An 18,083-nucleotide genomic window follows, 5' to 3' on the forward strand; every position below is an offset into this window, starting at 1 on the left:
CTCGTCTTCCCCGAATATATGAAGTGCCTCACAGTGGTTACAGGACCTGCACCAAACCGCAGCCACTAACCAAGAAGGACTTCAACGTGGAAACTCCCCTCTCCCATCTTGCCCACCTCGAGATCACCAGCCCGGACGTCGAAGCCTCGGCACGGTTCTACGAGGAAAAGTTCGGCATGCGCATCATCGACCGCGTGGACGGCAACGTCTACCTCCGCTGCTGGGGTGACTACTACCGCTACAGCCTGGTAGTCACCGAAGGCCCGGAGGCATCCCTGGGCCGGATGTCCTGGCGCACCAACTCCCAGGCATCCCTGGAAGCCGCAGCCCAGCGCGTCGAAGCGACCGGCGTGCAGGGCGCCTGGACTGCCGGCGGCCACGGATACGGCAAGGCCTACGAATTCACCGGCCCGTACGGCCACCACATGCGCCTGTTCTACGACGTGGACAAGTTCGTGGCAGAGCCCGGCTTCGAATCCACCTACCCGGACCGGCCCGAGCGCCGCAGCAGCCACGCCGCCGCACCTCGCTTCCTGGACCACGTCACGGTCGCGTCCTCCGACGTGCGTGGCTTCGCCAAGTGGTACAACGATGCCCTGGGCTTCCGCGTCATGGCCTTCGTGGACTTGGACGAAGCACCCATCACCGTTTTCTCCGTCCTCACCACCAACGAGAAGTCCCACGACCTCGGCGTAGTCCTGGACACCTCCAGCCGCCCCGGCCGCGTCAACCACATCGCCTTCTGGGTGGACACCACCGAAGACCTGCTCCGCACCGCGGACGTGATGATGGAAAACGGCACCCCCATGGAGTACGGCCCCTCCATCCACGGCGTAGGCGAGCAAAACTTCCTCTACTTCCGCGAACCGTCCGGCCTGCGCGTCGAGCTGAACTCAGGCGGCTACCGTAACTACGTCCCGGACTGGGAAGCCAACACCTGGAGGCCGTCAGAGGGCTCCAACAACTTCTACAAGAACGGCGCCATGCCGCACTCCATGACCGAGTCGTTCCCGCCGGCAGAAGGCTTCACCGCCACCGAGGAAGGCGCGTCGCCGGAGATGAAGGAAGCGCTCCTGAACCCGTACGCCAAGCAGGGCCGGGGCTAAGCGCACCATGCCGGAAACAACATATGCACTGATCCGGTTCCAGGAACCTGGCGACAGCAAACCCCGCGCGGGCCTGCTGGTGGACGACAGGGTCCTGCCCCTGGACGGGGACATCAACTCCCTGATCGAGCACTGGGACACCACCGAGGACCAGCTTGACGCCCTTGCCGCCTCCGCGGGCGAAGACGCCGGCCTGCCACGCGCTGCCGTCGAAATCCTCGCCCCGGTGGAACCGGCCCAGGTCCTGCAGACCGGAGCCAACTACCGCAAGCACGTCATCGACCTCGCCGTGGCGCACCGCGAGCCGGGCGAGGACGCGGAGGAAGTGCGCAGCAAGACGGCCGCGATGATGGACAAGCGCGCAGGCCAGGGCACGCCGTACTTCTTCATCGGGCTTCCGACGGCGGTGGCGTCCGCCACGGACGATCTCACCTTGCCGTCCTACTCCAAGTCCCATGACTGGGAGCTGGAACTGGCGGCGGTGATCGGGAAGACAGCATTCCGGGTCACACCCGAGGAAGCGCTGGACCATGTCTTCGGGTACACCATGGTCAACGACATCACCACCCGCGAGTACGTGTTCCGCAAGGACATGCCGGCCATCGGTTCCGACTGGTACCGCGCCAAGAACGCCCCCGGCTTCCTGCCCACAGGGCCCCTGCTGGTTCCCGCCAAGTACTTCGGCGACCCGCAGGACGTCCAAGTGACCCTGAAACTCAACGGCAAGGCCATGCAGGACGAGTCCACGGCGGACATGATCTTCGGCGTGGCCAAGCTTGTCAGCGAAGCCTCCCAGATCATGCCGCTGCGCCCCGGCGACCTGGTGCTCACCGGCAGCCCCGCCGGCAACGGCCAGCACTGGGGCCGGCTGCTCCAGGACGGGGACGTCATGGAAGGCACCATCACCGGGCTGGGCACCCAGCTCATCCACTGCAAGGACGAAACCACAAGTGAAGGTGTCCAGTGACCACCCAGGAAACTGCAACAGCCACCGGAACCGGGGAATCCACTGATTCTCCGGTTATCCGGCGTGAAGACCCGCTCGGCAGCATCCGCGCCATGGCCCGGGAACACACCAACTGGGGCCGCTGGGGCCATGACGACGTCCTGGGCACCCTGAACTTCATCGACGCCGCCAAGCGGATCGAAGCCGCGGCGCTGGTCAAGACCGGTGAGGCGTTCTCGCTCTCCCAGCCCTTCGACACCAACGGCCCGCAAAAAGGCTGGCGGCGCCGCACCAACCCGCGTCCACACTATGACGGACACGGGCGTCGACGCCGAACGCGGCAACCAAGGCTTCCCGCACGGCTTTGGCGGCGCTGACGACGTGATCGCCATGCCCCTTCAGTGCTCCACGCAGTGGGACGGACTGGGCCACATCTTCGACCAAGGCAAGGCCTGGAACGGCCGGGCCGCCGGGGACGTGGTCACTTCTGAAGGCGATCTCGTCACCGGCATCGAAACCGCGGCGGCGAAGATCGTCACCCGCGGTGTCCTGCTCGATGTCGGCCGGGCGCTGGGTCCCGAGCTGGGAAGGGACGACGGCGAGCTGCCGGACGGGTTCGCGATCACCCCCGAACACCTTCAGCGGACCATTGAACTCCAAGGGCCCAGCTCTGACGTGCGGCGGGGCAACATCGTGGTGATCCGCACCGGGCAGTACACCCGGGTCCGGCGCGACGGCTGGGGCGAATACGCAGGCGGCCCCGCCCCTGGACTGTCCTTCACTACCGCGCCCTGGCTGCACCACTCAGAAATCGCCGGGATCGCCACCGACACCTGGGGCTTCGAGGTCCGACCCAACGAGTTCGACGGCGCATTCCAGCCCCTGCATCAGATCGCGATCCCCAACCTTGGCCTGTTCCTGGGCGAGATGTGGGACCCGGACGGACTGGCCGAGGCGTGCGCGGCGGACGGCAGGTACGACTTCCTGCTCACCGCAGCCCCGCTCCCGATCACCGGCGCCGTTGGCTCACCGGTCAACCCGATCGCCGTCAGGTAATCACCCTCCGGTAGCTTTCAGTACAACAACCACCAGCAGTATCGCCGTCAATACAAAGGAGTCAGCGATGGCAGCAGTACAGAACGTCGGAATCGTTGGGGCGGGAGCCGCGGGCCTGGCCGCCGCCATCCTCCTGGCCGATGCCGGAATCAAGGTGGAAATCCTCGAAAAGGCGGACGCCCCGCAGACCCTCGGGTCCGGGATCACCCTGCAGGGCAACGCCTTGCGGGTTCTCCGCCAGCTCGGCGTCTGGGACGAGGTGGAGGCGAAGGGCTTCGGGTTCAGCACTCTCGGCCTGCGGGCCCCAGATCCCGCCGGCACCGTCATCGCGGTCCTCGAGGATATCCGTACCGGCGGCGACGACCTTCCCGCCACCATGGGCATGTACCGCCCGGACCTCACCGCCATTCTCCGCGAACGCGCCGAGCAGGCCGGTGCGCGGATCAGCTACGGCAGGACCGTCACCGGAATAACGGACGACGGCGGGTCCGTCACCGTGAGCACCGCCGACGGCGGCTCCGCCACCTATGACCTCCTGATCGGCGCCGACGGCCTGCATTCCGCCGTCCGCAAAGCCATCGGCATCGACGTCGAACCCCGGTCCACCGGCATGGGCATCTGGCGCGCCTTCGTGGAACGCCCCCAGGACGTGGACCGCACCGACCTCACCTACGGCGGACCCTGCTTCATCGCGGGCTACTGCCCCACCGGCCCGGACACCATCTACGCCTACCTCGTGGAAAAGGCGCAGGAACGCAAGCAGGAAGACGGCCCCCGCATCATGGCCGAACTCGCCGCAGCCTACGGCGGCCCGTGGAACGAGATCCGGGCAAACCTGGACCACAGCGCCCGCATCAACTACACGTGGTTCACCACGCACCTGGTGGACGGGCCGTGGAACCGCGGCCGCACCGTAATCATCGGCGACGCCGCCCACAGCTGCCCGCCCACGGTGGCCCAGGGCGCCGCCATGGCCTTGGAGGACGCCGTGGTCCTGGCGGAACTGCTGATCAACGTGGACGACCTCACCGAAACCCTGTGGAAGGAATTCACGGACCGACGCCTGGACCGGGCCAAGGCTGTGGTCAACGCCTCCGTCCAGCTGGGCCAGTGGATGCTCGACGGCGTCCGCGACGCCGACGTACCCGGCCTGATGCACGGGCTGTCCGTCATGCTGAAGGAGCCGGCATGAGCACCCGTCCCGGCACCAACCCCACGGTGGACGTCCACGCACACATCCTGCTGCCGGCCCTGCAGCAGCTGGTGGCCGACGCCGCCCCGGTGGGCTTCGGCGCCCAGCAGGCCCTGGAAGTGCGCCGCAACGGGCCCGAATCCATGGCCGCGTCGGGCCGGATGATCAAGGAGCGCTGGCCGCAGCTGACGGACCTGGACCGCCGGCTCGCGGGCATGGATGCCCAGGGTGTGGATGTGCAGCTGGTCTCGCCGTCGCCGTCGCACTTCTATTACTTCGCCGGTGAGGAGCTGGGTTTGGAACTGGCCAAGGCCGCCAACCAGGCGGTGCGGGAGTTCGTGGACCGCGCGCCAAACCGGCTCAACGGGCTGGGCCTGGTCCCGCTCCAGCACCCGGGCCTGATGGTGGACGCCCTGGAACAGGCCGTACTTGAATGCGGGCTGCTGGGGGTCGAAATCGGATCCTTCGCGGCCACTCCCGAGGACCCGGAACGCAGCACCATTGAACTTTCGGACCCCCGGCTGGAACCGTTCTGGGCCCGTGCCGAAGAGCTGGGCGCTTTGGTGTTCCTGCACCCGTTCGGCTGCTCGCTGGATGAGCGGCTGGACCGCTTCTACCTGGCCAACACCGTGTCCCAGCCGGCCGAAAATGCGGTTGCACTGTCCCACCTCATCTTCAGTGGCGTCCTGGACCGCCACCCTGCGCTGAAGGTCCTGGCCGCCCACGGCGGCGGTTACCTGCCCACCACCCTGGGCCGCTCCGACCACGCCTGGAAGGTCCGGCCGGAGGCACATGGCTGCGCCCGGCCGCCGTCGTCCTACCTGCGGAAGCTGTACTTCGACTCGCTGGTCCACAGCCCGGCTGAACTGCGGGCTCTTGTTGCCGCCGCCGGGCCCGAGCAGGTGCTGCTCGGCTCGGACTACCCGTTCGACATGGGGTCCGACCTTCCGGTGGACGAGGTGGAGGCTGCCGCACTCCCGGCCGATGACGAGGCCCGGGTTTTGGGCGGCAACGCACGGGCCCTGGGCATCACCGCGGCAGCCGCCCTGGCCACCCGCCCCAACGCTTAAGGAACACCTACATGGTCAAGATTGCCCGTTGGGATCACGACGGCGGGACGCGGTCCGGCTTCGTGGACGGTGAACACTGCTATGCGCTGCCGGCAGGCCAGGGCGTCCAGACTCTCCTGGACGCCGGACTCGAGGAGACGCTGGCACTCGCTCGTGAGGTGGTTGGTTCCGCTGCTGCTGTTCCGCTGGCGGATGTGCAGCTGCTCGCCCCGCTGGAACCGGCCACCATCCGGGACTTCGTGGCGTTCGAGGAGCACGTGGAAGGTGTGCGGAAGAGCATCGACGGCGTGGCCGGCGTGGTGCCCGAATGGTACGAGGCACCTACGTTTTACTTCACTAACCCGCACACGGTGACCGGTACAGGCGAGGTGATCGGGATTCCCGCGGGCTGCACGGACCTGGACTTTGAAACGGAGGTGGCAGCCGTCGTCGGACGCGTCCCCGGGAGCGACGGCCGCAACCTGACCGCGGAAGAGGCCCACCGGCACATTTTCGGATACACGGTGCTCAACGACTGGTCCGCCCGGGATTTGCAGCGCCGGGAGATGAAGGTCAGCCTGGGTCCGTGCAAGGGCAAGGACTTCGCCAACACGCTGGGGCCCTGGATTGTCACCGCCGACGAATTCGAGGACCGGCACGACGCCGAAGGCTTCCTGCCTATCTCCATGTCCGTCCAGGTCAACGGCGAAACCATCGGCCAGGACCTGCTCTCCAACATGGGCTGGCCGTTCGCTGAGCTGGTGGCATACGCCTCGCAGGACTCCGTGGTGCGTTCCGGCGACATACTGGGCTCCGGCACGTGCGGCAGCGGCTGCCTTGCCGAACTCTGGGGCCGCAACGGGTCCCAGACTCCCCCGCCGCTGAAAACCGGCGACGTGGTCCGGATGACCGTGGAAGGCGTCGGCACCATCGAGAACACGGTGGGCGCCAGGCGTGAGGCCACCACCCGCGTTCCCGCCCGGACGCGGCCCCGCAACCGGGTTGCCTCCGCCGCAGCTTCGGGGATTTAGGGTGGCCTCCCTGCGGCTCGACGGCCGCACGGTGGTGGTTACCGGCGCGGCTCAGGGCCAGGGTGCGGCCGAAGCCCGGATGCTCGTAAAGGCCGGGGCGCGCGTGATCGCCACGGACCTGCCCGCCAGGCCACCGGCCGGGCTTGGGGTTTCCGCGGCCCCCGGCGGCGGCCTGTTCTACCGCCGGCTGGATGTGGGCGACGCCTCGGGGTGGGCTGACCTGGCCGCGTGGATCAGGTCCCAGGGCTGGCGCGTGGACGGGCTGGTCAACAATGCCGGCATCACCCAGCGCAGCCGGCTGCTCGAAGCTTCGGTGGCGGACCTGCAGCGGGTCTACGAGGTGAATGTCGCCGGCTCCCTGCTGGGGATCCAGGCCCTCGCTCCCCTCATGCGCAGCGGGTCCTCGATCGTGAATGTTGGGTCCGTTGCAGGGCTGACGGCGCACTACCCCGTGGCGTACACCGCCAGCAAGTGGGCACTCCGCGGCCTTTCACAGGTGGCGGCCATGGAGCTTGGCCCGCGCGGCATCAGGGTGAACACCGTCCATCCTGGCTTCATCGAAACGCCCATGACAGCGGGTGCCAAACCGGAATTCCGGGAGGCCACCCTGGCCGAGACGCCGTTGGGCCGCACCGGCACCGTCGAGGAGGTGGCCGGCGTCGTGCTCTTCCTCCTCAGCCCGCTGTCCTCGTTCGTCACCGGCGCGGAAATCCCGGTGGACGGCGGCCAGGCAGGCCACGGCGGGGCCAAGTCCGTATCCGACGCCCTGCGCTGAACCCCCGGCCGCACCTAAGTCAGCCGGGCAGGACCGCCGACCAGCCGCCGTCGACCATCAGGTTGGCCCCCGTCACGTAGGACGCTTCATCGGAAGCGAGGAACAGCGCGCAAGCGGCCACCTCCTCCGGCCCGCCAATCCTGCCCAGGGGAATGCTGCCGGCGATGGTCCGCATCGGATGGTCGGGAGCGAGGAGGTTGCCCTCGGTGGCGGCGGTGCGGATCATGCCGGGGCTGACCGCATTGACGCGCAGCCCGTGCGGCGCTCCTTCGGCCGCCAGCTGTTTGGTCATGGCCACCACGGCGCCCTTGGTGGCGGTGTGCGCCAGCCGCCCGTTGGTCATCGAGCCTGTCACGCCCGCGGTGGAACCCACCAGGACGATGGCCGCGTTTTGCGCCGCAATCAGCTGCGGCCAGAAGTACTTCACCGGCAGGAACACCACGTCCATCTCGTGCTCCACGTTCCACTTCCAGTCCGCATAGGAGAGCTGCTCCACGGGGGCGAACCGCGTGACTGCGGCGTTCGCGTACAGGATGTGGACCTGCCCGTGGGCTTCCGCAACGTCGCCCGCCCAGGCCGCCACGGCGGCCTCATCTGTCAGATCCACCCGGCTGCTGCCCATCCGGCCCCCGGCCGCCGTCACCGCCGCGACTGTGGCTGCCGCGCCGTCGTCGTCCATATCGCAGCCCACCACGAAGGCCCCTTCCGCAGCGAAGGCGAGCGCTGCCGCCCTGCCCTGGCCGCTGGCCGTTCCGGTGATGACGGCGGTCTTGCCGGCCAGGCGCTGGCTGGAAACGGGCACAGGGGTTCCTTCCGAAAGCGTGTTTCCCCGACTTTCGCAGGAATGGACCGGAACGGGAACGGTGTCCTGGGTCTACGTGGTATCCGCCGCGTGGATGGTCAGGGGATGTGCGGCGGCGGGAAAGAGTTCATGCAGCCGGGCGCAGGAACGCTGCACCACCGAACGCAGCCAGACTCCGGCAGGGTCCTCCGCCTGCGAGGGGTGCCAGTACATGGCCTCCACCAGGGAGGCTTCGGCATCGTCGGCGAACCCCAGCACCGCAATGTTGGCGCCTCGCTGGGCCCGCGCTGCCAGCATCCCCGGCACCAGCGCCACAAGGTCCGTTCCTTCCACCAGCAGGGGCAGCGACAGGAACCCGGCCACCACCGCGGCCACCCGGCGCTGGATGCCGCGCGACTCGAACAGTTTGTCCGCGGGAGTGCTGATGCCCTCACCGAAATAGCCGACGGCGTGGGGCACCGTGGCCAGGTCGGCCAGGGTAAGGCGGTGCTGCTGGAGCAAGGGATTACCGGCGTCGGCAACGGCCATGAAGCTGTCCCTGAACAGCTGCCGGCTGGCCCCCTGCATCTGGTAACCGGTTGGCCCGACGAGCAGGTCGATCTTGGAGTAGTCAGCCATCTGGCCCTGGATCCCGGAATTTGACGTGGGAACGAAATCCACGGACACCCCAGGGGCTTCCTCCCGCAGGATGCCCCGCAGCGGACCCACGATCAGCGCCGCCGCGTAGTCGGAGGCTGCAATCACGAATTCCCGCTCGCTTGCCGCAGGATCGAAGCCGGAGCGGATGCGCGTGGCCCGCTGGATGTGGAGCATTGCTTCATCAACCAGCGGAACCAGGGATTGCGCGAAGGGCGTCAGATCGTAGGTGCGGCCATTGCGGACCAGGAGTTCGTCGTCGAAGTGGCGCCGGAGCCTGGCCATTGCGGCGCTGGTGGCCGGTTGGCTTAGCTGGAGGCGCTCCGCGGCCCGGGTGATGTTCCTCAGTTCCAGCAGGACCTGCAGGTGGGGCAGTAGGTTCAGGTCCAGGTTCTTCATACCCACAGGTTAGCCGTGCGAGGGCCTGGAACCGGCTCCGGGCCGCAAGCGCTTCAGGATCCCAGTTCTTTGGCGACCTGGCGCGCGCCGCGGACGGCGATGGCCACGCTCATCAGCGTGGGGTTCATGGCCGTGGCTGTCGGAATGAGCGCGTTCCCGCCCACCACCAGGTTCTCGTAGCCCCACACCCTGGACCATGGATCTGCCACTGAGCTGCCGTCGTCGGCCGCTCCCATGCGCATGGTGCCCTGGTAGTGCAGGCTGGAGCCGTTGGGCATCAGCCTCGGTTCGGCCACAAAGACGCCCAGGGCCTTGCCGGCACGGCGCAACCGTTCGGTGGCTTGGGCAATCTCCGCTTCCTCCCGCTCCGTGAGCGCATAGTCGATGCTCATGTTCGGGAAGCCGCGGTAGTCGGGCTCGTTGTCGTCAAAGGTGACGGCGTCCTCGTAGCGCGGGTGCTTGCGCAGGCCGTAGCCCATGTTGACGTAGCCCCAGCGGTTCTCCGAGTACGGGGTGCCCGGCTCCATGGGGAACGGCGTGGTTTCGGTGTACATCACCTGGACCGAGAAGGGGTGCTCGGGCTCGGAGAACGGGATGCGGTTCACGGCCGCCACGGGGTCCGCCGGGTTTTGGGCGCGCCGGGCCAGTTCTGCGTCCAGGTCCTCCTTTGCGGCGAAACGGCTCATCTTGTCGGCGTCGAGCGCCACCGTGGAAATCACCACCGGGTGTTCGGTCAGGTAGTGGCCAAGCGCCGCCGGCCGGACGCCCGAGGCCCACAGGAGCTGGGGTGACCGGAAAGCATCCGCCGCTACCACCACCACGTCCGCCGGCACAAAGGATTCCGTTCCGGTGCGGAGATCCTGCACGGTGACACCGGTGGCCCGGGTTCCGTCGAGCTCCACGCGGCGGACCAGGGTGAGGTCGCGGAGTTCGAACCGCTGTGACAGCGTGCTGTCCTGGTCGATCAACGGGCCAAGGACGACGTCGGCACCAGCCCAGCGCACGGACCCGTCGGGTTGCGGGTCCCCGGCGACAGGAAGCGTGCCCACACCGTAGCCGTCGGGGAGTTCAGCGCCGAACTCCTCGTCCAGGAGGGAGCGGATGGCTTCGCCCACTTTCGAGTCTGCGAAGGCTGCACTGTGGACGTGCAGGAGGCCTTTGGCCTCTTCAATCAGCCCGTCCCACTCGTCGTCCGCTATGAAGGGGATCTTTTCGCTGAACGCGGGCGACGGCGTCGCGCAGGTCCAGTGCGCACCCTGCCCGCCCACGTTGGTGGCGGCAGCCGCCGCCGGAAATGAGGGGGCGTGCGCTGAACCAGCTCCGCCGAAGTCCAGCAGGTGCGTTCCCTGGCGCGCGGTGAACATGCCCTCGGTGACTGTTGCTGCGGGAATGCCAAGCGATTCACGGAACCCGCCGGACTGCGGTCCCTGCGACATTTCCCGGGCGCGCGACTTCTCATCCGGGTCCGGGATGTTCCGGACGCTCTCGCCGGGGACGGTGGTCAGCTGCGGTCCGGCTTCGAACATCACCACCCGCGCGTTGGGGATCTGCTCCAGCAACAGGCGGGCGTAAGTGGAACCGATGGGTCCGCTGCCGACGACGGCAATGGTGGGGTTGGACATGATGTCTCCTTCGAGATCAGGCCGAGAGGGTTTCGGAAGGTGTGGGGGCGGCGGGGGCGGGTTCGTCGGACAGGCGGCCGTGCGGGAGCAGCAGCGCCGCCACGATTCCCAGGGCGTACGCGCCGGCAAGGGCGATGAAGATGGGCGTGAACACGGAGCCGTAGATCCGGGCGACGCCGGCCTGGACCGCCGGCGAAGCTCCGTGAACCAGCTGGGGGGTGAGCGTGGACGCGTCCAGCCCTGCCGGCAGGAGGGCCGCAACACCGGAGCCGATGACCCCGCCGATGACCGCCGTCGCCACGGTTGATCCCACCTGTCGCACCAGGTTGATGGTGGCGGTAATGGTGCCCGTCTGGCCTGCGGGGACGGCGCCCTGGACCACGGCCACGATGAGGCTCATGAACGCCCCGGTGCCCATGCCCACACCACCCATCACGATCATGGGCGCCCACAGCGGGAGCCCTGCCGGCAGCAGTGCCATCACCAGCAGGCCTGCTGCTCCCAGCACCGTTCCCGCCACGGGGAAGATCCGGTAACGACCCGTCCGGCTGGCCAGCCAGCCCGTGAGCAGGTTGCTGATCAGCATGCCGAAGACGGTGGCGATGGGAACCAGGCCGGACACCGTGGCGGTGGTCCGGTAGGCCATCTGGTAGTACGTGGGCAGGTACGCGGTGATGGAGAAGAAGCCGACGCCGATGATCGCCGAGAGCGCCGTCCCTGCAGCAATGGTGCGGTTGGCGAAGAAGTGGAGCGGAATGATGGGCTCGGGCGCCCGCCGCTCGATCAGGAAGAAGGCGATGAAGCCCACGATGCTGACGGCGAGCGCGCTTCCGGCGGCAGGACCGCCGTTCCTTTCCGCGGCCCAGGAGGCGGCGAGGACGAGCGCCACCAGTGCGGTGGTGAAGACAGCGGAGCCGGCAATGTCCAAGTGCCGGGGCGCTGCGCCCGGTGCCAGGTGGGGAACGGCCACCAGTGCCAGGGCGAACGCGGCGGCACCCACCGGGAGGTTGATCCAGAAGACCCACTGCCAGCCCCAGTAATCGGTGATGGCACCGCCCACTGCCGGGCCTACCACGATGGCGATGGGAAAAGCCGCCCCGATGATTGCCATGTAGCGCGGCCGTTCACGCTGCGTGGTGACGCGGGCGATGATGGTCTGCGACATGAGCTGCAGGCCCGCCGAGCTCATGCCCTGCAGGACGCGGGCGGCAATGAGCCACGCGATGTCCGTGGCAAAACCACAGGCCAAGGAAGCCGCCAGGAACATCACCAGGGAAACCAGGAAGATCCTACGGGCGCCGAGGACATCGCCGAGTTTGCCGAGCACGGGCAGCAGCACCGTGCTGGCCAGGGTGTAGCCCACCACTACCCAGCTCATCAGCTGCAGCGCACCCAGCTCTCCGGAAATGGTGGCAAGGGACGTGGAGACCACTGTGTGATCCAATGCCCCGAGGAATGAGACGGTGAGCAGGGAGGTGGTGAGGAGGCGGAGTTTTACAGGTGATAGTTGCATAGGGGTCTGCCCGAACGATCGGACCGTCGACGCGACGTGATGTGCCCCCGGCGCACCATCACGACGGGGAACGGGTCCGGCTGGGACCCCGGCGCCACTCCCCACCCTACAACCACTTAGGTTTAAAAACAACCAAAGATTGCACGTAATCGACGTACTCATCCGGCGACCTGCGCCGCCTGCATGAGTTTGTGCGCTATCCGCTGGTCTTCCAGCAGCTCCCGCAGATCGGCCACTTGTCCGCCGCTTGACATGGCTTCAATGGCCCGGCGCAATGCCAGCCTCGCCGAGGTCTCGTAGCGCTCCGGCGCCCTGAGCGACCCTTCCGGCGTCGAGGTCTCCAGCTTCACCCGGCCGGCATCATGGTCAATGGCGACCTCCGTCCTGACCTCGCCCAGGGCCAACACCTGGAGCAGGCCGCCTGCGGCGGGTCCGCCGAGGACGGTGCCCACCAGGGTGGAAGGAAGGTGGCCTCCACCGGTCAGTGGTGAATCCATCAGGGCCATGGCGCCTTCCGCGACCGCGGTACCCTTTTGGAGGGTCAGCGGGCCGCCTGCAAGGGAGCGCGCCCAGCCCACGCCGTCACGGATCACGGCACCCAGCCGTGTAGCGGGGGCGGCGCACTCCACGGTGACCATCCGCGCCTGCGTTCCGCGCCGTGCCCGCACAGCGTCCGCGACCATGTCGGCGCGGAGCCCGGGCCGTTCGACCACAACCGGAATGCCTCCGGCCCAGGAGCCGGCATCGAGGACTTCCTCAGGCAGGACCGCGGGGTCTGCGATCACCACCGCAACCGCCCCCTCCTCCCGGGCGGCAAGCAGCCCGGCCCACCAGTTGCCGGAGCCGGGGATGACCGCCACGGCACCGCGAATGCCGTTCGCGAGCCCGGCGCTGCGAGAAAGCGCGGCCGCAGCTGCCACGTAGGCGGGCAACCGGGTAGTCACGCCGGCACAGCCCCGGTGCGGCGTCACTGCGGGGCCCCCGCCAGGACCTTGGCGGCGGCAGCATCGGCAAGTTCAAGTGCATAGAGCGCGTCGGCGAGCAGTTCGTCATATTCCACCGGCGCGGCCCCCTCGAGGAGCGATGCCAGGACGCGCCACTCCGCCACATAGCCGTCCCCGGGATCCCTCCCGTATTCCGTCCACTGCCCGCCCACGCCACGCACGCGGATGCCGGCGCTTCCCGCATGGACGAAGGCCGGCGGAAAGTTGACCTCGATCCGGGTCGCGGGAGGTGGCAATGGCCATGCGCCAGAGGGCGTCAGGTCCTTCGGGCAGCATGGTGAGCGCGAGTTGGACCAGGACGCTTCCGGCCCGGTACCCCACCAAATAGCCGAGGGGCGGTGCAACCTGCGCATAGACGACGTCGTCGATACCTGGTGCGATATCCCTGACAGCGGGAAGGTCATGGATTGCCAGCCCGGTCAACAGTTGCCGCAGGACTCCCGCCGCCACCGCCGGGCTACCCAGGTCCGGGCGGCCGTGGCGTGCGGCCTGGAACGGCCCGCCTTCCGCCACGAGCTGGTGGTACCTGTCGTTGGGTGGGAGCGCCAAGGTGACCGATACGGCCCGCACCCTGCCTTCGAGCGCAACAAGGTGGTGCCTGGCACGGTCCCAAGCGGCATCAAACAAATGGTTGGTCCCCACCAGGAGGATGGCGCCGGCAGCGCGGCAGGCATCTATGACCCTGACAGCGTCGTGCTTGCTGGTGGCCAGGGGCTTCTCGCAGAAGATGGCCCGCTTGCCGGCAGCCACGGCCGCCAGGATTTGGCGGGCGTGCTCCGCCGCCGGACTGCAGACAGCCACCACCTGCACTTCCGGGTCCGCCAGCAACTCAGCTTCCCCACCGGACCAGCGGGCACCGAACCTTTCCGAAAGATCTTCAGCGCGGCCACTTCCGGCGTCGGCGATGTGCACCACGGCAAACAGGTCCGGAAGCCCCCGCAACACCGGCAGGTGCAGGGCCGCAACACCGGGTCCGGCCCCGAGAATCCCTACCTTCCAAGGCATCATTACCTCCACTCTTATGTCTCTATTATTCATAAGTAGGCAAATTATTAGCTATAGTTGCCCGGAATCCGCGCCTTAGTGGTGTGCTGTGTGTGAGAATTGGAGCCATGACGACAGACTCCACCCTCCGTTTCGGAGCACAAACGGACGAAGTAACCAGCCTGCTGCGAATCGTCAACCTGGTGCGGACAGGCGAGGCAACCACCCGGCCCGAAATCGGCAAGGTCACCGGGCTGGGCAGGGGCGTCGTGAGCCAGCGCGTGGACCAGGCCATTGAAATCGGATTCCTCGGCGACGGCGACTTCGGCGCCTCGTCCGGAGGCCGCGCGCCGCGGACTCTCCGTTTCCGCTCGGAACAGGGGCGGATCGTCATCTGCGCCCTCGGCGCAGCGCACATCAGGGTGGGCATCGCGGCGCTCGACGGCGACATCATTGACCATGCGCACCGCAATTGGGAGATTTCCCAAGGGCCGGAGAAGACCATCGATGCGGTCATGACCCTTATTGATGACGTGCTCAAGAAACATCCCGACGTGCCGGTGTGGGGTGTGGTGGTCGGCCTGCCAGGCCCGGTGGACTTCGCCACGGGACAGCCCGTGGCACCGCCGATCATGCCCGGATGGAACGGCTTCGACGTCCGGACGCCCTTCGAGGAACGCTTCAACGCGCCCGTATGGGTGGATAACGATTCAAATCTTTTGGCTCTTGGTGAGCGCGCCCGCCGTCGCGACTCCCTCACAGACCTGATCTACTGCAAGATCGGCTCGGGAGTCGGCTCCGGCCTGCTGTCCAAGGGCCGGATCCACCGTGGCGCCAACGGCGCGGCCGGGGATATCGGCCACGTTAGGGTATCCGACTCCAACGAGCAGTGCCGCTGCGGCAAAGTCGGCTGCCTCGAAGCCGTGGCCGGCGGATGGGCCCTGGTGCGGGACGCAGAGCAGGCAATCAAGGAAGGCGTAACCACCTCCCTTGCCGGACGGGCAAAGGAGCGGGCGCTGACCCTGGAAGACATCACCCTCGCAGCACAGGCCGGTGATTCACTGGCTATCACGCTCGTTCAGAAGTCCGCCCACGTGGCCGGCGAGACCATCTCGGCCCTGGTCAACATGTTCAACCCGGGAGTCATTGTCATCGGAGGCGCCATTGCCTCTGCGGGCGAGGTGTTCCTGGCCGAGGTGCGGCAACGCGTGTACGAACTGTCGTTGCCCCTTGCCACCCCGCGACCTCACCATCACCTTGTCCGTGAACGACGAGCGCGAACCGCTCCGCGGCGGAGCAGAGCTTGCACGCGAGCAGTTGTTCGATGTCACTTTCCCGCGCTGGTTCGCCGAAGGCAGGCCGTCTCCCGAGCGAACGGCAGTGCCGGCCTGAGCCTCCTTACCGAGGCAGCCCGGCAGCCGCGCTCACGCCACGTCGCGGGAGATCCCCGGCACCGCCGCCGGGCCCGCGTCCAGCCGGGCCTCAACGCGGAACGGGAGTATCAGCGGCGAACCTGAGGGAGCCCGCAGGTAAGGCACCATCAGGGTGAAGTCCACACCGACGGCGTGCGTGCCGGCGGAGAGTTCCCCCGGGACGGCCAGGACAAGCCTGTCCTGGATGAACCACCACCCGGGCTCGGCCGGCAAGGCGTCCGCCGGCACGCGCCTGGTGCCCAGCACCACGGCCACACCGCCCGCAGCAACCGGAACGCCGTCCACCTCCACGGCCAGGCCGGCAATACTGGAGAGCGGCATCGAACGGATCCATGGTAAGCCAAGCCGGAGCTCGAAGCCGCCAGGAATGGCGGTCAGTGCGTCGTCGCGCAAAGCGGTTTCCAATTCAACAGCCTTCCTTTATCCTAAAACTGACATAAGTTTGTCAGTTAAAGGCACAAAAGGAAAGGTGCTTCATGGCTGCCGAAATTTCCGCCGACTGGACTCTCTGCGCCAGTTCGTTCAACTGGGCTCCCGACATCGTGGCCGCCGGGCGAACTGCCCCGGACATCGTTTCCGGTATTGCGGACCTGGTGAAAACCGTGGAACTTGAACCGGGGCTTGTGTGGCGGTCCTTTCCCGATCCGCAGGACGAGGAAGTGGACGGCCTCCGCCAATCCCTGGCGTCGCGAGGGGGCCACATCAGCATTGTGGGGGCGAGCCTGGACGAGTTCACCTCCCCCACCACCCGGCGTTCCCTGCTGGAGCGGCTGGAGTTCCTGGCACCGCAACTGCGTGCAGCGCACCGGGTTGGAGCCCACGGAGTCCGGCTGCCGATCGGACAAGCGGGGCCCGACCTGCTCACCCTGCTGCAGCCGATGCTGCATGAACTGGACCTGGTGTTGTTCGAGGAAATCCAAGGCCGGCAGGCTCCCGGGAACCCCGGCGTCGAGCCTGCCCTGGACGCAATCGCCGCGCTGGCGGATGACCACGTGCGGGTGCTCGTGGACATCAGCATGCTCATGCCGGCCCTTCCCGCCACCTACCTTGAAAAGCTTCGCCAAAGCGGGATCCCCGCGGAACTTCTGGCGCGCTTGGAACATGACTGGCGGGATCCCGCCACCCTCGACGCGGTCACGGCCCTGCTCCGGTCAGGGCAGGTTCCGCCGCGGATCCACACCCTCTTCATGAACCTGTTGATCCGCTTCGGCCGCAGCGAGGCAGCAGACCTGCAGGGCATCATGCCCCTGGTGGGCGCCTTCCATCTGAAGTTCTGGGACCTGGACGACGACGGGAGGGTTTCGCAGCCGCTGCGGGACCTCGCCGGCCTGCTCAGCCGGAGCGGCTTCACCGGCACGCTGACCAGCGAGTGGGGCGGCCACGAGTGGCTGCAGGACGACCCCACGGAAATGACGCGGCGGCACTTGGCGCTGGCGGAGGCGGCGCTGTCCTCCGGCAGTTGAGTCGGGTCAACAAACACAACGGCCGGCCGGGATCTTCCGGGCCGGCCGCTCTGATGATGTTGCTACTTGGTGCTGAAGGCGGCGTCGAAGGCCGCCGCGGAGGGTTCGTAACCGGAAAGCCGGCGGACAAACTCGAGTGCTTCGGGGGCGCCGTCCAGCCGGTTCATGCCTGCATCCTCCCACTCCACTGACAGCGGTCCGCGGTAGCCGATGGAATTGAGCATCCGGAACGCGTCCTCCCAGGGCACGTCGCCGTGGCCGGTGGAGATGAAATCCCAGCCCCGGCGCGGGTCGGCCCACGGCAGGTGGGACGAAAGCCGGCCGTTGCGTCCGTTGGCCAGCCGCTTCTTCGTGTCCTTGCAGTGCACATGGTAGATGCGGTCCTTGAAGTCCCACAGGAATCCCACCGGATCAATGTCCTGCCAGACCATGTGGCTGGGGTCCCAGTTCAGCCCAAAGGCTTCGCGGTGTCCGATCGCTTCCAGGGTGCGCTGGGTTGTCCAGTAGTCGTAGGCGATTTCGGACGGGTGCACCTCATGGGCAAAACGGACGCCCACCGCGTCAAAGACGTCGAGGATCGGGTTCCACCGGTCGGCAAAATCCTGGTAGCCGGCGTCGACCATCTTCTCCGTGGCCGGCGGGAACATGGCCACATACTTCCAAATGGACGATCCCGTAAAGCCCGTCACCGTTTTCACGCCCAGCCTCGCGGCCAGCCGTGCGGTGTTCTTCAATTCCTCGGCGGCGCGCCGGCGGACGCCCTCCGCGTCGCCGTCGCCCCAGACCACGTCCGGCAGGATGCCCCGGTGCCGTTCGTCGATGGGATCATCGCAAACCGCCTGGCCCTTGAGGTGGTTGGAGATGGTCCACACCTCCAGGCCGTTGCGTTCAAGGATGTCCAGCTTGCCTTGGACATAGGCGTCGTCGTCCCAGCGCCAAGGGTCCAGGTGGTCGCCCCAGCAGGCGATCTCCAGGCCGTCGTAGCCCCACTCGCCGGCGAGGCGGGCAACTTCCTCGAAGGGCAGGTCGGCCCACTGGCCGGTAAACAATGTGATCGGTCGTGCCACGGATG

General features: G+C 67.4%; 16 protein-coding genes and 1 pseudogene. 9 read left to right on the forward strand and 8 right to left on the reverse strand.

What is annotated here, in order from left to right; genetic code table 11:
• The first annotated feature begins 86 nt into the window (after positions 1–86).
• The 7 genes and pseudogenes from QF050_RS02810 to QF050_RS02840 all read left to right on the forward strand — a co-directional run bounded on the left by QF050_RS02810 (position 87) and on the right by QF050_RS02840 (position 7,155).
• The gene (locus tag QF050_RS02810; RefSeq protein ID WP_308929054.1) at positions 87–1,106 is read left to right on the forward strand and encodes a VOC family protein; all 1,020 of its coding nucleotides are present in this window, start codon (positions 87–89) and stop codon (positions 1,104–1,106) included.
• Between the two features lie 7 nt (positions 1,107–1,113).
• Positions 1,114–2,073 carry a fumarylacetoacetate hydrolase family protein gene (locus tag QF050_RS02815; RefSeq protein WP_308929055.1) on the forward strand — a complete coding sequence of 320 codons (960 nt, stop codon included), beginning with the start codon at positions 1,114–1,116 and terminating at the stop codon, positions 2,071–2,073.
• Positions 2,070–3,108 (forward strand): annotated as a pseudogene (locus tag QF050_RS02820) (cyclase family protein). Before QF050_RS02815 ends, QF050_RS02820 begins: the two are co-directional and overlap by 4 nt.
• Before the next feature lie 67 nt (positions 3,109–3,175).
• Positions 3,176–4,300 carry an FAD-dependent monooxygenase gene (locus tag QF050_RS02825; RefSeq protein ID WP_308929056.1) on the forward strand — a complete coding sequence of 375 codons (1,125 nt, stop codon included), beginning with the start codon at positions 3,176–3,178 and terminating at the stop codon, positions 4,298–4,300.
• The gene (locus QF050_RS02830) at positions 4,297–5,370 is read left to right on the forward strand and encodes an amidohydrolase family protein (protein WP_308929057.1); all 1,074 of its coding nucleotides are present in this window, start codon (positions 4,297–4,299) and stop codon (positions 5,368–5,370) included. Before QF050_RS02825 ends, QF050_RS02830 begins: the two co-directional genes overlap by 4 nt.
• Positions 5,371–5,381: 11 nt before the next feature.
• On the forward strand, positions 5,382–6,380 hold the full coding sequence (locus QF050_RS02835; RefSeq protein ID WP_308929058.1) for a fumarylacetoacetate hydrolase family protein: 999 nt from the start codon (positions 5,382–5,384) through the stop codon (positions 6,378–6,380).
• 1 nt (position 6,381) lies between these two features.
• On the forward strand, positions 6,382–7,155 hold the full coding sequence (locus QF050_RS02840) for an SDR family oxidoreductase (RefSeq protein WP_308929059.1): 774 nt from the start codon (positions 6,382–6,384) through the stop codon (positions 7,153–7,155).
• A 19-nt stretch (positions 7,156–7,174) separates the two neighbouring features.
• On the opposite strand, the gene QF050_RS02845 is transcribed toward QF050_RS02840, so the two are convergent.
• The 6 genes from QF050_RS02845 to QF050_RS02870 all read right to left on the reverse strand — a co-directional run bounded on the left by QF050_RS02845 (position 7,175) and on the right by QF050_RS02870 (position 14,139).
• Positions 7,175–7,957, reverse strand: a complete 783-nt coding sequence (locus QF050_RS02845; RefSeq protein WP_308929060.1) for an SDR family NAD(P)-dependent oxidoreductase — start codon at positions 7,955–7,957, stop codon at positions 7,175–7,177.
• 72 nt (positions 7,958–8,029) lie between these two features.
• Entirely contained in the window at positions 8,030–8,992 is a 963-nt protein-coding gene (locus QF050_RS02850; RefSeq protein WP_308929061.1) for a LysR family transcriptional regulator, read from the reverse strand.
• A 53-nt stretch (positions 8,993–9,045) separates the two neighbouring features.
• Positions 9,046–10,614, reverse strand: a complete 1,569-nt coding sequence (locus QF050_RS02855) for a GMC oxidoreductase (RefSeq protein ID WP_308929062.1) — start codon at positions 10,612–10,614, stop codon at positions 9,046–9,048.
• A gap of 16 nt (positions 10,615–10,630) precedes the next feature.
• Entirely contained in the window at positions 10,631–12,127 is a 1,497-nt protein-coding gene (locus QF050_RS02860) for an MFS transporter (protein WP_308929063.1), read from the reverse strand.
• 158 nt (positions 12,128–12,285) lie between these two features.
• The gene (locus QF050_RS02865; RefSeq protein WP_308929064.1) at positions 12,286–13,071 is read right to left on the reverse strand and encodes a hypothetical protein; all 786 of its coding nucleotides are present in this window, start codon (positions 13,069–13,071) and stop codon (positions 12,286–12,288) included.
• 105 nt (positions 13,072–13,176) lie between these two features.
• The gene (locus QF050_RS02870) at positions 13,177–14,139 is read right to left on the reverse strand and encodes a Gfo/Idh/MocA family oxidoreductase (RefSeq protein ID WP_308929065.1); all 963 of its coding nucleotides are present in this window, start codon (positions 14,137–14,139) and stop codon (positions 13,177–13,179) included.
• Positions 14,140–14,243: 104 nt separating this feature from the next.
• Here QF050_RS02870 and QF050_RS02875 point away from each other — a divergent pair, with 104 nt between their 5' ends.
• Positions 14,244–15,632 (forward strand): ROK family protein, encoded by a 1,389-nt coding sequence (locus QF050_RS02875; protein WP_308929066.1) that lies wholly within the window; start codon positions 14,244–14,246, stop codon positions 15,630–15,632.
• Here QF050_RS02875 and QF050_RS02880 read toward each other — a convergent pair.
• A complete protein-coding gene (locus QF050_RS02880; RefSeq protein ID WP_308929067.1) occupies positions 15,540–15,953 on the reverse strand; it encodes a DUF6379 domain-containing protein in 414 nt (137 codons plus the stop codon). The genes QF050_RS02875 and QF050_RS02880 overlap by 93 nt on opposite strands.
• 71 nt (positions 15,954–16,024) lie before the next feature.
• Between QF050_RS02880 and QF050_RS02885 the strand changes: the two genes are divergently transcribed.
• A complete protein-coding gene (locus QF050_RS02885) occupies positions 16,025–17,011 on the forward strand; it encodes a restriction endonuclease subunit R (RefSeq protein ID WP_308929068.1) in 987 nt (328 codons plus the stop codon).
• Between the two features lie 62 nt (positions 17,012–17,073).
• Here the strand turns inward: QF050_RS02885 and QF050_RS02890 are convergent, their stop codons facing one another.
• Positions 17,074–18,078: a sugar phosphate isomerase/epimerase family protein gene (locus QF050_RS02890; RefSeq protein WP_308929069.1), complete on the reverse strand. Its 1,005-nt coding sequence runs from the start codon at positions 18,076–18,078 to the stop codon at positions 17,074–17,076.
• Positions 18,079–18,083 lie beyond the last annotated feature (5 nt).

The sequence above is a fragment of the Arthrobacter sp. SLBN-112 genome (assembly GCF_030944625.1).
Taxonomy (GTDB): Bacteria; Actinomycetota; Actinomycetes; order Actinomycetales; family Micrococcaceae; genus Arthrobacter.

What these genes read in the sequence shown, in the direction of transcription:
- QF050_RS02835 (WP_308929058.1), top strand. Translation starts at nt 5,382, where the DNA reads ATGGTCAAGATTGCCCGTTGGGATCACGACGGCGGGACGCGGTCCGGC.
- QF050_RS02885 (WP_308929068.1), top strand. Translation starts at nt 16,025, where the DNA reads ATGGCTGCCGAAATTTCCGCCGACTGGACTCTCTGCGCCAGTTCGTTC.
- QF050_RS02825 (WP_308929056.1), top strand. Translation starts at nt 3,176, where the DNA reads ATGGCAGCAGTACAGAACGTCGGAATCGTTGGGGCGGGAGCCGCGGGC.
- QF050_RS02870 (WP_308929065.1), bottom strand. Translation starts at nt 14,139, where the DNA reads ATGATGCCTTGGAAGGTAGGGATTCTCGGGGCCGGACCCGGTGTTGCG.
- QF050_RS02860 (WP_308929063.1), bottom strand. Translation starts at nt 12,127, where the DNA reads ATGCAACTATCACCTGTAAAACTCCGCCTCCTCACCACCTCCCTGCTC.
- QF050_RS02830 (WP_308929057.1), top strand. Translation starts at nt 4,297, where the DNA reads ATGAGCACCCGTCCCGGCACCAACCCCACGGTGGACGTCCACGCACAC.
- QF050_RS02850 (WP_308929061.1), bottom strand. Translation starts at nt 8,992, where the DNA reads ATGAAGAACCTGGACCTGAACCTACTGCCCCACCTGCAGGTCCTGCTG.
- QF050_RS02855 (WP_308929062.1), bottom strand. Translation starts at nt 10,614, where the DNA reads ATGTCCAACCCCACCATTGCCGTCGTCGGCAGCGGACCCATCGGTTCC.
- QF050_RS02815 (WP_308929055.1), top strand. Translation starts at nt 1,114, where the DNA reads ATGCCGGAAACAACATATGCACTGATCCGGTTCCAGGAACCTGGCGAC.
- QF050_RS02875 (WP_308929066.1), top strand. Translation starts at nt 14,244, where the DNA reads ATGACGACAGACTCCACCCTCCGTTTCGGAGCACAAACGGACGAAGTA.